This is a genomic window from Nitrospira sp. (assembly GCA_030653545.1).
GTDB lineage: Bacteria > Nitrospirota > Nitrospiria > Nitrospirales > Nitrospiraceae > Nitrospira_D.
Genome location: JAURZE010000026.1, coordinates 327,041 through 342,108, shown reverse-complemented (window position 1 = coordinate 342,108; position 15,068 = coordinate 327,041). Strand labels below are relative to the sequence as shown.

Annotated in this window: 11 protein-coding genes; all 11 read left to right on the top strand. The window is 55.6% G+C overall.

Annotation, left to right across the window (positions count from 1 at the left end):
• The first annotated feature begins 250 nt into the window (after positions 1-250).
• The 11 genes from Q7U39_14545 (at position 251) to Q7U39_14495 (ending at position 15,059) form a co-directional block, all read left to right on the top strand.
• Positions 251-1,558, top strand: a complete 1,308-nt coding sequence (locus tag Q7U39_14545; protein ID MDO9119176.1) for a glycosyltransferase family 4 protein — start codon at positions 251-253, stop codon at positions 1,556-1,558.
• Entirely contained in the window at positions 1,555-2,706 is a 1,152-nt protein-coding gene (locus Q7U39_14540; protein MDO9119175.1) for a glycosyltransferase family 4 protein, read from the top strand. The genes Q7U39_14545 and Q7U39_14540 overlap by 4 nt, the downstream gene beginning before the upstream one ends.
• A 381-nt stretch (positions 2,707-3,087) precedes the next feature.
• Positions 3,088-4,092: a glycosyltransferase gene (locus Q7U39_14535; GenBank protein MDO9119174.1), complete on the top strand. Its 1,005-nt coding sequence runs from the start codon at positions 3,088-3,090 to the stop codon at positions 4,090-4,092.
• Positions 4,093-4,314: 222 nt separating this feature from the next.
• On the top strand, positions 4,315-5,457 hold the full coding sequence (locus Q7U39_14530; GenBank protein MDO9119173.1) for a glycosyltransferase family 4 protein: 1,143 nt from the start codon (positions 4,315-4,317) through the stop codon (positions 5,455-5,457).
• Between the two features lie 65 nt (positions 5,458-5,522).
• A complete protein-coding gene (locus Q7U39_14525) occupies positions 5,523-7,370 on the top strand; it encodes a carbamoyltransferase (GenBank protein ID MDO9119172.1) in 1,848 nt (615 codons plus the stop codon).
• A 322-nt stretch (positions 7,371-7,692) separates the two neighbouring features.
• Positions 7,693-8,697 (top strand): SDR family oxidoreductase, encoded by a 1,005-nt coding sequence (locus Q7U39_14520; GenBank protein ID MDO9119171.1) that lies wholly within the window; start codon positions 7,693-7,695, stop codon positions 8,695-8,697.
• A 56-nt stretch (positions 8,698-8,753) separates the two neighbouring features.
• Entirely contained in the window at positions 8,754-10,073 is a 1,320-nt protein-coding gene (locus Q7U39_14515) for a nucleotide sugar dehydrogenase (protein MDO9119170.1), read from the top strand.
• Between the two features lie 38 nt (positions 10,074-10,111).
• The gene (locus Q7U39_14510; GenBank protein ID MDO9119169.1) at positions 10,112-11,347 is read left to right on the top strand and encodes a glycosyltransferase; all 1,236 of its coding nucleotides are present in this window, start codon (positions 10,112-10,114) and stop codon (positions 11,345-11,347) included.
• A 243-nt stretch (positions 11,348-11,590) separates the two neighbouring features.
• Positions 11,591-12,625, top strand: a complete 1,035-nt coding sequence (locus Q7U39_14505) for a FemAB family PEP-CTERM system-associated protein (protein ID MDO9119168.1) — start codon at positions 11,591-11,593, stop codon at positions 12,623-12,625.
• Positions 12,622-13,911: a DegT/DnrJ/EryC1/StrS family aminotransferase gene (locus Q7U39_14500; protein ID MDO9119167.1), complete on the top strand. Its 1,290-nt coding sequence runs from the start codon at positions 12,622-12,624 to the stop codon at positions 13,909-13,911. Before Q7U39_14505 ends, Q7U39_14500 begins: the two co-directional genes overlap by 4 nt.
• Complete coding sequence (locus Q7U39_14495; protein ID MDO9119166.1) at positions 13,911-15,059, top strand: glycosyltransferase family 2 protein; 1,149 nt, start codon at positions 13,911-13,913, stop codon at positions 15,057-15,059. Before Q7U39_14500 ends, Q7U39_14495 begins: the two co-directional genes overlap by 1 nt.
• Positions 15,060-15,068: the final 9 nt, after the last annotated feature.

Below are 15,068 nucleotides of genomic sequence, written 5' to 3'. Positions count from 1 at the left end.
GGCCGGGTGAGGTGAAATGGAGATTGGGGAATACTTGTAGGGTTCTCATGCTCCCAGGTCTGTTTCGTAGGACTATGCAGTCGGGATAGATGCTTACTGAGGAAATCTGCTGTCGCCGTAGTTGGATGTTTCTGAATGAAGGCGACTCATTTTGGCCCGTGAGGCATATTCTCAGAGAAGAAAGTTCAGGCCTAATGCGTAAGGGCGGAATCGAACTCCCCCAAATGGGGCCTGTGAGGATTGTTGAACAGTGAGTAGGAGTGTCGCGTTGGGAATTGAACAATCTCAGCAGCCGTTTAGGGTAGTGGTTATTTCTGGCGCCTATCCTCCGATGAAAGCCGGTGAGGCGGATCATTGTTATCGCATCGCTGCCCAATTAGTGGATCGCGGAGTGCAGGTAGAGGTTGTAACCACCGCCGGATCAAAGTTGGCGGATCAGGAGCGGGTACGCAGTGAGATTCGGGACTGGTCGTGGCGGGACCTCCCGCTGCTCTTGTGGCGAGTGTGGAAATCCAAGCCCCACGCTGTGCTGCTTTATTATATCGGTTGGATCTATAACGATCACCCTATGATTACGTTTTTCCCGTCCCTATGCAAAATGGTTTCCCGGAATACTCGTGTGGTGACCATGTTTGCCTATCCCATGGGAAGCAAGGCCGGAGGCCAAGCCCTTCTATCTCGGGCCTTGCGGAAGGCTGTGCAATGGGGGGTCGGAACTCAGGGCGTGGATTACGCGTATGGGACGCTGTTGCGGGATAGTGATGCGGTCATCGTCATGAGCCAGCGTCATCAACACATGTTGAGCGAGAGCGATCCATCTGTGGCGGCGAAGTGCACGCTCGTTCCGCCTCCGCCGCTTTTGAAAATGACGACCTGCACCGACCAGGGAACCCGGAGTGCTACGAGGGCCCAATTGGGGTTTTCTGCCGATCAGCTTGTCCTGGTGTATTTCGGCCTGATCTATCCTCCCAAGGGCATCGAAACGCTGCTGAAGGCGTTCCGTGTGGTGAGTCGGGTGTGCCCTCAGGCTCGGCTGCTTCTTGTGGGAGGGGTGGTTGCTCACGAGTATCCTGATCGGCCGCGGTTTGCTGAGGAAATGCGGGCCATGCCTGACCGTCTTGGCTTTGGGGATAAGGTGGTGTGGACGGGAGAGTTCGAAACAGAGAGCGATGAAGCTTCACGGTTCCTTTATGCATCAGACATGTGCGTGTTCTCCCACGACCTGGGGTTGTATTTAAACAATAGCTCATTTGCCGCGGCAGCGGCGCATGGATTGCCAGTTGTTGCCACTAAAGCTGAGATGGTGGAGAGTCCGTTTGTGGAAGAGGTAAATGTTCTGTGGTGTGCGCCCAAGTCCCCCGATGAGATGGCTGCCGCCATGCTTCGGGTGATCGATGACCCCGGTCTCAGGCGACAGCTTGGGGAGGGGGCCAGGCAATTGGCATCGAACTGGTTCTCCTGGGACGCCGCGACCGATCGGACAATGGCTCTTTTGCAAGGGCGGTCAGCCGTGGGGGCAAGGGAGGATAAGCGTGTGGGGGAGCATCAGGCGGTATGAGCGATCGCATTGTGTTTGTCACGCACACGCCGGAATTCGGAGGGGCCGAAAAACATCTTATCGATCTGGTCGGCCGCATGGATGAGCGTCTGGACGTTCGAATTCTCTGTTTAGGCAGGGACTTCTTCAGCGAACCCTTGCGAGGTCGACGCAATGTCCAGGTTTCTAGCCCTCCTGCGATCACCGGCTGGCGCTTCATAAAATATTGGTGGCTGTTTGTCCGCTCTCGGCCGTCGGTCATCGTATTTGTAAAGGGGATTTTTGACCAGTATCCATTTTCGGCATATGTGGCTGCGCGCCTGGCAGGGAGCAGGCGGTTGGTTGTGATTGAACATCTGATCGCGGATCCCGCTCCTGGCGAAGTGGAAGGCCAGGGATTGGCCAGGGGCTTTCGAAGGCTCTTTGGCTGGAGAACCAGGCATATGGCCACCAAGCGATGGCAGGGCGCGATGGCTGATGGGACGATTTGTGTGAGCGAAGCCGTTCGTCGTAGGCTGGTCGATGAGTATGGGTATCCAGCGTCGCGCACTATCACGGTTTGCAATGGGATCGACTGCCGGAGGTATCAACCCAAAGAGCCATCCCTAGGCCTGCCCACATCGGGTACTCCGACGGTGTCACCGGTGATGATCGTTTGCGCGGCGAGACTATCCTCCGCAAAGCGTATCGATGTGCTTCTTGAGGCGCTGGCAATGTTGCGTACGGAGTCTGTTCCATGGCGCTGTCGTATTCTCGGAGCGGGACCCCTAGAGGCAGAACTTCGAGCCCGCGCGAGTCAATTGGGACTCTCAGAGCTGGTCAGGTTTGTGGGATATGTGGAAGATGTGCGGCCTCACTTGCGGCAGGCGGATCTCTTTGTGCTGTCGTCGGATAAGGAAGGGCTTCCCCTGGCGCTGTTAGAGGCGATGGCGTGCGGACTTCCGGCGATTGTGACAGATGTGGGAGGGACAGGCGAGGTTGTGGTTCAGAATGAGACGGGGTTACTTATTAGACGAGGCGATGCTGAAGGATTGGCAAGAGGCATTCGGCAGTTGTTGGGAAATGCGGGAACTCGCGAAAAAATGGGGCTAGCGGCAAGACGACGCATTCACGAGCATTTTGAGATCGAGCAGGCCATGCAGCGACTGCAATCGGTTATTGTTGCGTGAGTGATACTTCGGAGAATTTCTTCTCCAGCCGTGGCCTATGAGGAGTTTATGAGTTCACACGATACCAATTCCCCTTCGACTGCCCTTGGAGAACGGGAAGGGCAAGGCGGGGTATCAGATCGCCGATGGACCATAGCCTGGTGCCACACTGCCGATTCAGGAGGGTCTAAGCGGGCGGCATTTGAGATGGTGCGCGACCTAGCCAAACGCGGTCATGTGATTGATGAATATATTCTGCGCATCGGAGAGCCGAATCTCAATCACTGGCCGTTGACGCCGTTTGTACGGAACAGTTATCGCGTGAGTATTCCCCCTTTGGTGAATCGGTATCGCCCCTATCTCCTGGCGGTGTGGATGGGTCTTCTGCAGGAAGGGCAGCAGATGAACGCATTAGCCCGGCAGTACCAGGACCTGGGGAGCGTCTTGCAGACACGGGGCTATGATTTTGTGCATCTCGATCACTGCTTTCCAAGTTACACGGTTCAATTGACCGAACATCTGTCGCTTCCGTCAATTGTTTACAGCCATGAGGCAACAGATGCCAGATTTCAAGGGCAAGGATTGTTCGACTGTCCTCAAGGGACGCTTTGGCTGAAGCGCAAATACTTGGAGTTATGTAACCGTGCCATTGCCAAAGTGGCCGAGCTTCGACGCAAGCATGATATGGCTGGACTTCATGCAGCAGGTAAAATACTTACGAATTCATGCTATTCAAGGGAAGCGTTGTACCAGCGGAATCAGATGGATTCGTCAGTCTGTAGATATGGCGTAGATGTCGATACGTTTAGATCATTAAATTTGCCACGGAAGCGGGCCGTCTTGAGTGCGGGCCGCATCGTGGAGAAAAAGCAGCATCACTTAGTGATTGAATCGGTGGCTACCATTGCCGAGTCGGAGCGTCCTTGCGTCATTATTGCCACTCCTGAAACGATTGAGCGGCAAGAAGATCCAGGCTATGCACACCGCCTTGAGCAGATGGCCAAAGGCTTGGAGGTGAATTTGCAGATTCGGAGAAAGCCGCCCGAACATGAATTGGTGCAGTTGTACAACGAGGTCACGGCGCTTGTATTCTTGCCGCGCATGGAACCGTTCGGTCTTGTGGCGTTGGAGGCCATGGCGTGTGGGGCTCCTGTCATCGGGGTGAGGGAAGCAGGTATACGGGAATCCGTGATCGATGGTATGACAGGAATCCTTGTCGATCGAAATGCTGACGACGCAGGCAGAGCGATTGCACGGCTATTGCGGGATCCTGAATTGCAGGACCGCATGAGCCGGCAGGCCGTCGAGCACGTAAGACGGGAATGGGTGTGGGAGAGAACTGTCGATTGCTATCTGCGAGAAGTTGAGAGAGTGATGACCTCGGGTGTTCCAACAAGGCTCCACTGATCTATCCAATGTGGGTTGGTTGGTCAGTTTCGAGCTGGTCGATCTGCTCAGGCCCATTTATCTATGTGGAGGGTGGAGAGGGTATGAACATTCGGTAGTTCGGCTATTTGTTTATAACAGCCGAGATGAGAAATATAGTTTGAGCGTGATGAAGCAGAGCTGGGATAAAATGATGATTGTGAGAGTGCCGCTGCCTTTTCTGCTCCAGCGCGGAGAGCGCCGATGAATGTGCTGCTGGTTGTGCCATGGGATCAAGAGGTCGGCGGCGTGGCCTCGGTCGTGGGGAATGTGGCTCGCCAGCTGCAGAAGGCCGGGCACCATGTCTGGTTCCTTCATCCCGGGGAAGCACATTCGCTGAAGGCGACCATTACGAAGTGGAACTTTCCGGGATACGAACTCAATCTTCGGAATCCCTTCGTCCCGGAATCCCCAGTCAAATCTGTTTTGGGCTTTGCCTTTTATCTCTTCCATACCCTTCGTCAACTCCACACCGTACTGGTTCGACACAATATCGATATCGTAAACATTCACTACCCCATTGGATCCGGGGTCTACTTCTCATTGCTTCGCCCCTTTTGCCGGTTCAAGCTGGTGATCTCGGTGCATGGCGGCGATCTGTTTCCAAAGGGAGTGCCGGAAACGCGGTATCCAAAGGCGCTTGAAGTCCTGATCAACTCCGCCGATTGGCTTGTCGCTCCCTCCAAGAGCACGCTGGATGCCGCGTTGACAAGGTTTCCCGGACTCCGTGCCACGTCGTCGGCCATTCATAATGCGGTCGACCTTGCGGAGTTTGACGAGGAAGAGCGGGCCGCGTTGCCCGGCGGGCGATTTGTTTTGTGCATTGCTCTGCTTCAGCCACGGAAGGCGGTCGATGTGCTGATCAAGGCCTTCCGGCTCCTCGGGCAGACGCACCCTGAGATGGAATTGTGGCTGGCTGGAGACGGTCCTCTTCGAGGACAGCTTGAGGATCTCGTGTCGCAGCTGGGTCTGACGCAGAAGGTGAAATTCCTGGGCTCGCAAGACCGGATCGGCGTTAAGAGGTTGTTGCGCCAATGTACGCTGCTGGTCTTGCCCTCCCGCGCTGAACCGTTTGGGATTGCCATATTGGAGGCGTTTTCCAGCAAGAAGCCGGTCGTGGCGTCGGCCGTCGGCGGGATTCCGGAAATTATTGAAGACGGTCATAACGGGATTTTGGTAGAACCCGAGAACCCCCAAGCTCTGTGTGATGCAATCAGCAAGGTCTGGGCCGATCCTGTTCTGGCGGAACGGCTGGCTCACTCAGGTTATGAAACCGTGAGACAGCATTTCCAATGGGAAGTGGCCTCTGGGCGGTACGAAGCGATATTCGTGAATCTGCTTGGATAAACCAGCCGGCCCACCGTAGCATAGAGGAACCTATCGGCTCGAGGATGTTCACCTGGAAATAGCCTATGACAAATATCATTGGTATCTCAGCGTATTATCATGACAGCGCGGCGTGCCTGGTGCGCGATGGCGAGATTGTCGCCGCGGCACAAGAAGAGCGATTTACCAGAAAGAAGCACGACCCTGGGTTTCCGCATCGGGCGATCGACTATTGCCTGCAGGCGGGCGGGATTCGATTCAAGGATGTCGACCGGCTGGTGTTCTACGATAAGCCGCTGGTGAAGTTCGAGCGCCTCTTGGAAACCTATTTGGCGTTCGCCCCGTCTGGCCTCCAGTCATTTCTGGCCGCGATGCCGGTGTGGATGAAGGAGAAGTTGCTGCTGAAAACGCTGTTGCGGGACGAATTTCTGAAGCATGGGGAGGGAATGAGCAAGAGCGAGTTGCCCCAGCTGCTATTTTCAGAGCATCACGAATCCCATGCTGCGTCGGCCTTTTTTGCGTCTCCCTATGACTCGGCCGTGGTGCTGTGCATGGATGGCGTGGGGGAATGGGCGACGACATCAGCCTGGCAAGGCCAGGGAAATACTCTCACGCCATTGTGGGAGATCCCGTTTCCGCATTCCTTGGGCCTGCTGTACTCCGCGTTCACCTACTACACCGGTTTCAAGGTCAATTCGGGCGAGTACAAGGTGATGGGGCTCGCGCCGTATGGCGAGCCGAAGTACGTCAAAGCTATCTATGAGCATTTGATCGATGTGAAGCCGGACGGAACATTTCGTCTCAACATGGAGTATTTCAACTACTGTACAGGGCTCACGATGACGAGCCGGAAGTTTGACCATGTGTTCGGCGGTCCCCCGCGCACGCCTGAGGCGAAGTTGGGGCAGCGTGAAATGGATTTGGCGCGATCTGTCCAGGAAGTAACGGAAGAGGTCATGCTCCGATTGGCCCGGACGCTTCATCGCGAGACGGGTGTGGAGAATTTGTGTCTTGCCGGGGGGGTTGCGCTCAACTGTGTGGGAAACGGCCGAGTCTTGCGAGAGGGGCCGCATAAGGGACTCTGGATTCAACCCGCGGCCGGCGATGCGGGCGGCGCCCTCGGAGCGGCCTTATCGGTGTGGCATCAGTTTGAGGGCAAGCCACGCATCTCGGATAACAAGCACGATAAGATGAAGGGGACGTATCTGGGGCCCGCCTTCACCAACGCTGAGATCGAGGCGTTTTTGCGATCAAAAGAGGCGCCGTATGTCCGCCTTGATGATTCGGCTTTGTTCGGGCAGGTCGCCAAGGATCTCGCGGCTGAAAAGGTTGTGGGGTGGTTGCAGGGCCGCATGGAATTCGGTCCGCGATCCCTCGGCGGCCGAAGTATTCTGGGGGATGCCCGCAGTACCAAGATGCAGTCGGTGATGAACCTCAAGATTAAGTATCGCGAGTCGTTCAGACCCTTCGCTCCTTCGGTGCTGCGAGAGCGGGTCTCGGACTATTTCGACTTGCACTCCGACAGCCCCTACATGCTGATCGTGGCCCCGGTTATCGAAAAAAGGCGTTGTCCCAAGACGACCGCACAAAAGGATTTATGGGGCATCGATCTCTTGAACGTTCAACGGTCGGATATTCCGTCTGTGACCCATTTGGATTATTCGGCCAGAGTTCAAACGGTCCACGAAGAGACTAACCCTCGCTACTATAATCTGCTGAAGGCTTTCGAAGCGCAGACCGGCTATGCCGTGCTGGTGAATACCTCTTTCAATGTGCGAGGCGAGCCGATTGTGCATACTCCGGAAGATGCCTATCGCTGTTTTATGCGGACGGAGATGGATGTCCTCGTGCTGGAGAACTGTGTATTGTACAAGACAGATCAGAAGCCGCTTGAAGGAGATTCGGATTGGAAGAATGAGTTTGAACTCGACTAGGGGCCTTGTACGGACGAATTCGGACGGAATGCTTAAGCCGACGATTCTAACCGGGCCACCGATCATTTTGTTTCTGTAAATAGCGGGCTGGAAACGGTGGCCTCAAAATGCGCCAGCTTTGTTTCGGGGGGCGCGTCATTGAAGGCGATCCGTACATAGACTCGCAAGAATCCGGTTAGTTTTCAGAATGCAGAATAGAATGGTGCATCCTCTGCTACGCGTGTAAATTGGCTCATGTGCGATTGTTTTTTTTCAATAGAACCAGTTGCTGACACATGTCGAGAATGAACGATGACGTTGCCAGAAGAAGGAGTGTAGATCCATGCGCATACTGATCACGGGCGGAGCGGGATTTCTCGGAAGTCACTTAAGCGATTTACTGATCGGCAAAGGCCATGAGGTTGTGGCCATGGACAACCTGATTACCGGACGCGTCGAAAATGTTGCGCACTTGATGGGGAACCCCAAGTTCAGTTTTATTAAGTACAACATCTGTGACTATATTCACATCGACGGGCAGCTGGATGCGATTCTGCATTTTGCTTCCCCGGCGAGCCCGCAAGACTATCTTGAGATGCCCATTGCGACGCTGAAAGTCGGGGCTTTGGGTACCCATAAAGTGTTGGGCTTGGCCAAGGCGAAAGGGGCGCGGCTGTTGTTGGCCAGTACGTCCGAAGTCTATGGCGACCCCTTGCTCAATCCACAGCCGGAGTCCTACTGGGGGAATGTGAATCCGATCGGGGCGCGCGGTGTGTATGATGAAGCAAAGCGCTTTGCCGAAGCGATGACGATGGCCTACCATCGCTATCATGGTGTGGATACTCGGATTGTGCGTATCTTCAATACCTATGGCCCACGGATGCGTCCGCACGACGGTCGGGTCGTCTCAAACTTTGTCGTTCAAGCGCTTCAAGGCAAAGCGCTGACCATTTTTGGCGATGGCAACCAGACGCGAAGCTTCTGCTATGTCGATGATCTTGTGCGGGGCATTACGGAACTCCTGTTGATCGATTCGGACAAGTCTGTGGCTGAGCGGACCGACCGATCAAGCTTCCTGACGAAGTCAGACCAGCCCTTGAAGGAGACCATGCATGATCCAGTGAACATCGGGAATCCACGAGAGTTGACCGTCAAGCAGATTGCAGATCTGGTGCTCAAACTCACGGGTTCCAAGAGCACGATCGAGCATAAGCCCTTGCCGGTGGATGATCCAAAGGTGCGTCGGCCGGATATCCGGCGCGCCAAGGAATTTCTCGGATGGGAGCCGAAAGTCGAGTTGGAGGACGGCCTGCGAAAGACGATCGAATACTTCCGTCAGGTCATCTGATCGCCCCGTGTCGGCGGAGCGAAACGAACGAGTATGTTTAGCGTGAGGAGAGGGTGATGGCGATGAAAATCAGTGTCTTCGGCCTGGGGTATGTGGGAACCGTTTCGGCGGGCTGTCTTGCCTCCAGTGGGCACACGGTCTGGGGCGTCGACGTCAATGCCGACAAGGTGGCCTCGATCAATTCAGGGGCCGCTCCCATCGTTGAACCCGACATCTCGGACTTTATCGCCAAAGCTCAGAAGCAAGGTTTGTTACAAGCCACGGTGTCATCGGCTGAAGGGATTCAGAATACCGATGTCTCATTCATTTGTGTGGGGACGCCGAGTCAAGCCAACGGCAGCCTGGATCTCACGCATATGAAGCGGGTCTGCGAGGATATCGGGTTGGCCCTACGCGATAAAAAGACCCCGCATACAGTGGTCTTTCGCAGCACGACTCTGCCGGGAACGACGGAGGACGTGGCGATCCCCATTCTTGAGAAATTTTCGGGAAAGACGGTCGGTAACGGCCTGTTTGTCTGTTACAACCCCGAGTTTCTCCGGGAGGGAACCTCGGTGAAAGATTATTACCATCCTCCGAAGATTGTGATCGGCGAGCGGCAGGCCGGCGAGGGGGATGTGGTGGAAGAAATCTATGCCGGTATCACCGCGCCGACCATTCGGACGTCGATCCGAGCCGCAGAGATGGTGAAGTATTCCGACAATGCCTTTCATGCTTTGAAAGTGACGTTTGCGAACGAGATCGGAAATATCTGCAAGCGACTCGGTATCGATAGCCATGCGGTCATGGACATCTTCTGCCAAGATACAAAGTTGAATCTGTCGAAAGTGTATCTGAAGCCTGGTTTTGCATTTGGAGGGTCCTGTCTCCCCAAGGATCTTCGCGCGCTCTCCTATCAGGCGAAGCGGACGGATGTCGAGGTGCCGGTCTTGAACGCCATTCTTCAGAGCAATGCGGTTCACATTAAGGGTGTCATTCAGCGGATCGTGGGCCTGGGGAAGAAGAAAGTCGGATTTCTTGGGATGACGTTCAAGCCGGATACCGACGATCTTCGAGAAAGCCCCTTGGTTGAAGTCATCGAGACTCTGCTCGGCAAGGGGTTTCAGGTCAAAATCTATGATAAGAATGTGGCGACCAGCCGCTTAATCGGCGCGAATAAGCGGTTTATCGAAGAGCATATTCCCCATCTGTCTTCATTGCTGGTCGATCAGGCAACAGATCTCGTGGACGCGGCCCAAGTCGTGGTTGTCGGATATGCGTCGGCCGAGTTTCTGCCCGCGTTGAAACGCATGCGGCCAGACCAGCTCATTATCGACTTGGCACGGATCGAAGGTCGGGAAGGTCTGACCGCGTCCTATGACGGTATTTGTTGGTGATGAGGCGAGGACCGTGCGTTGTCGGCGAGTAGTTTGCGATGAAAATACTAGTATTGGCTCCAGATATTCCCGCGACGTCAAAGATGCCCGGGTCTCCGCGTCTGTTCAATCTCTGCCGGGAACTCTCCCGGCAGCATGAGTTGTATCTACTCACCTATTGTTCCTCCGGCGAACGACATCAGTCCTTCCTGAACGATCCAACCGCAGCCAAAGTCTTTTCGACGGTTGAGGTATTGCCTGATCCGCCGGCCATGACCTGGTGGGGGCAGCAGTGGCATCGACTGCATTTGGCCGCCAGCTTTGAAACGCGTTTCCGGTTTCCGGAGTATTACCAGGCCATTCGCAGCAAGGCTCGCGAGATATGCATCCGGAATCGCTGCGATCTGATCTATGTCGACTTGCTGCCCATGGGGCAGTACGTTGACCCGGGACTCGACGTTCCCGCAATTATCGACCTGCATGATTCGATGACGCTGATGGCGAGGAGGATGCTTAAAACGACCCGCGGGGGGCGGCGGCGTCTCGCGATCTACAGCCACTTGATGCGAATACAACAGATCGAGGGGTCGCTTGGGCGGAAGTTCGGTCTTGTCGTCACGAATTCTTCTGTGGATGAGCAAGTAATCCGCGAAGTCTCGCCGGCAAGCAATGCGATGACCATTACGAACGGCGTCGATATGGAGTACTTCGCTCCGGACCATTCGAGTGTCGACGCTGACAAGATTGTGTTTACCGGCGTCATGGGGTATGGCCCCAATGAAGATGCGGCTCTATTTTTTGCGCGAGAGATTTTCCCTCTGGTCCTTGAACAACGGCCCAAGGCGGAATTCTGGATTGTCGGCAGTGATCCGACGGACCGAGTCAAGGATCTGGGACGAATTCCCGGCGTACATGTGACAGGAAGAGTGGATGATGTGCGGCCCTATCTCAGTCAGGCTGGGATCTTCGTGTGCCCGTTGAGATATGGGTCCGGAGTCAAGAACAAGATTCTTGCGGCAATGGCGATGCAGAAGCCGATCGTCGCGACATCGCTGAGCATAGACGGATTGGATCTCGCCGACAATCGTGAGGTGTTGCTCGCCGATGGACCGCGGGATTTTGCAGAGAAGGTTGTGGGGTTGCTTTCGGATCCAACAACTGTCAGCCGGATCGCGGGCAATGGATTGGCCCGTGTGCAACAGCAGTATTCGTGGGCTGCGATGGGCCAGGCGCTCGAGAAAGCCCTTCAGGCTGTCATGGAGTCTCGCAAGGCCTGTGGGCGGCAGGCCGTCTAGCAGGCTGCGGAAAAACTCGGTGTATCTGAAAATACGGTTGGAATATTCCGTATGATGTTGGGGCCAGAATACCCTTAGGATGCGCAAAAAGGCTGTCCAGCAAGGCCGCAGCGAGCGAAGAGGCGAGGCGTACGCTTCGGTACGTTGAGCCTGTTTGTGAAGCGAGAACGCCGCTGGCGGACTTTTTCAGCATCCTGCTAGAACCTCCTTCACGTTCCTGAATGCGCGATAAGGCAAGATACCGTGAACATCGTACTCCTTCAGGATGCTTATGACGAAGCCTTGTGGGACCAGTACGTACTGAATCACCCGCGGGCATCGGGTTACCATCTGCTCGCTTGGCGGGGCGTCGTTCGGAAAGTATTCGGCCATTCCTCGCCCTACCTGATGGCCAAGGATGATGAGGGGAAAGTCCGCGGCGTCCTTCCCCTTGTCTTCACAAAGAGTCCGATGTTCGGGCGATTCCTCACCTCCATGGCATTTTTCAATTATGGCGGAGTCTTGGCTGATGATGCGGATGCGGCTTGCACGCTGCTGAAAGCCGCGGCGGTGACGGCTCAGGAGGTCGGCGCAGCTCATATCGAATTGAGGCAGGAGGAGTCTCTGGCAACGGAGTGGCCCGTCCGATCGAAAAAAGTGTCGATGCGCCTCGCGCTCCCTCCAGACTACGAGACCTTGCTCAAGGCGTTTCCTTCAAAGTTGCGCAGCCAGGTTCGACGGGCGCAGAAGGAGGGTATGGAGGTCAGGATTGGTGGTGCGGAGTTGCTGGGGGACTATTATCGTGTCTTTGCCCGATGTATGCGGGACCTTGGTACGCCGGTCTATGAGAAAGGGTTCTTTGAAGCGATCCTCGAGACCTTTCCCAAAGAAGCGCGACTGTGCGTGGTCTCTCTCAACGGAGCTCCGCTTGCTTCAGGATTCCTGTATGGTTTTCGGAATCGGCTCGAAATCCCCTGGGCCGCGTCAGATAAGCGATTTAGCCGACTGTCTCCGAACATGCTTTTGTATGGGGCGGTCCTGGAGTTTGCTTGTCGCGAGGGATTCAAGGAGTTTGACTTTGGCCGATCCTCAGTCGATAGCGGAACCTATCGGTTCAAAGCGCAATGGGGCGCGCAGCCGCATCAGTTGTACTGGTATTACTGGCTTTCCGAGGGGCGCACAATTCCGGAATTGAATCCGGATAACCCTAAGTATAAGGCTGCCATTGCAGCGTGGAAATGCCTTCCGGTGCCTGTCGCAAATCTGGTCGGCCCACATCTGGTTAAATATCTGCCATGACCCCGCAGCGAACCATTCCACCGACAGCCGCTCCGCTTCCGTTTGGGAGTCTCCTGTGCTCCGTCGGGAGTCTCTGGGGGGGCAAGAAACACCGAACGCGCCTGGTCAGTGAGCTGAAGGCCCACTATGCCGTGCGCGCTGCCTTTTTGGTGTCGTCTGGGAAAGCGGCCCTGACGGTTATTCTCAAAGCGTTATCTGTATTGAGTCGAAGGCGGCAGGTGATCATTCCCGCCTATACGTGTTTTTCCGTTCCGTCTGCGATCGTAAAGGCCGGGCTGGAGGTGGTGCTCTGTGACGTGGATCCGGAGACGCTTGATTTCAAATTTCCCGAGCTTGAGGGATTGCTCGACGAGAATGTCCTCTGTGTGGTGTCCACCCATCTGTTTGGCCGTCCTGCCGATACCGAACGGGTAAAACAGTTGTGTGAGGGGAAGGGCATCTTCGTGGTTGAGGATGCCGCGCAGGCGATGGGAGGTCAGGTTGGCAACCGCCTCCTTGGAACGATCGGGGATGTAGGGTTCTTTAGCCTGGGCCGGGGAAAGAATCTGACGTGTGGTTCAGGTGGAATTATTTTGACCAGCTCTGCTCCGATCGCGCAAGCGATCGAAGCGGAATACGCGAGCTTGTCGGAAGCCCCTCGGCTTGAAGTCTTTCGCAATTGGCTAGAGCTCCTGGTGATGCGCATCTTTATCCATCCGGCGTTGTACTGGTTTCCCGCGGGGCTCCCTTTCCTCGGGCTTGGTGAAACCAAGTTCTACACAGACTTTCAGGCGTGTCGAATGGATGAGGTTCGGGCGCATCTGCTCAAGGGCTGGCAAGGGAGATTGGCGCGCGCCAATCAGGGACGGTCGTCCCGCGCCCGGTGGCTCATTGAAGGGCTGAACCTCGCCCGGAAGGGCGTACAGCCCATCATGGGAGAGGGCTCGCTATTTCTTCGGCTGCCTGTGTTAGTCCAAGGTCGAGAAGCTAAAGAGGCGGTTTGTCGGCTAAGTCGCGAGCAGGGGGCAGGACTGAGTCAGAACTATCCGGCTACCATTCAGGAAATACCGGAATTGGCCGGGCAATTGGTAGACCGGAGGTACCCCGGCGCGCAGGAGGTCGTGGATCGAATCGTCACTCTGCCCACGCATCAGTTTGTATCGGAGCAGGACCGGCGGAAGATCGACCGTATACTGGCTGTCCAAGGGGAGGTCTCTGCTCCAGGCAGTACCGGGGACGGAGATTCAGCTACTCAAGGCGCCGGGCATCGTCACGTCCCGGTGAGAAGCTGGCGGAATAGCGCCTGATGACACTTTCTAATTGCATGCTCTCGATATTCTGGCTGTCGGTCGCATTCGTATTCTATGCCTATATGGGGTATCCGTTGCTGCTGATGGCGATAGGCGTTCTGCGTAATCGTCCGGTGAGAAAATCCCCGCACCACCCGACGGTTTCCTTGATTATCACGGCCTATAATGAGGAGAAACGGATTCGAGAAAAGTTGGAGAATACGCTTCGGCAAGATTATCCCCGCGAGCGTCTCGATATTGTTGTGGCGTCCGACTGCTCCACAGACGGGACCGATGACCTGGTCCGCTCGTATGGGCCCTCCGGAATTCGATTAGTTCGGTCGAGCGCGAAGGGCGGGAAGGAGGCGGCGCAGAAACTTGCCGTCGAGTCGACGACCGGAGAGATTCTAGTATTTTCCGATACGGCCACGATGCTCGAACCCCAGGCCATCTCCACGATGGTGCGGAACTTCGCGGACCCGACGGTCGGCTGTGTCAGCAGCGTTGACCGGTTTATCGATGTGGATGGAGCGGTGAGCGGGGAGGGTGCCTACGTCCGCTACGAGATGTTTCTCCGGAATCTCGAAACGCGGGTCAATACCTTGGTCGGGCTGAGCGGGTCCTTCTTTGCCGCCCGTCGATCTGTGTGCCAGAATTGGGCGCCGGACCTCCAGAGCGACTTCAACACGTTGCTCAATAGTGTCAGGCTAGGGCTGCGCGGAGTGGCGGATCCGGAGAGCATCGGGTTCTACAAGAATCTGGCCGATCCAAAGAAGGAATACGATCGCAAGGTGCGTACGATCGTCCGGGGGATTTCCGTGTTTATGAAGAGCTTGGCTCTTCTCAACCCGTTCCGGTATCACCTGTTCGCCTGGCAACTGATCAGCCATAAACTGTGTCGTTGGCTGGTTCCTTTTGCGATGATCGGGGCGTTAGGGGCCAACGGCATGCTCGCGCCATCGTCGCTGTTCTATCAAGGAGCGTTGATGGCCCAAGCGGGGTTTTATGCCATGGCGCTGGCCTATCTTGTCACCACGCGCTTGCCGAGTGTCGGGGTGCTGCGGATCCCGTCGTTTTTTGTGATGGTGAATGTCTCGATTCTCGATGCCTGGGTCCGCTATTGCCGCGGGGAACGTATCGTGTCGTGGACTCCTTCTAAGCGATAATGTGTTTTG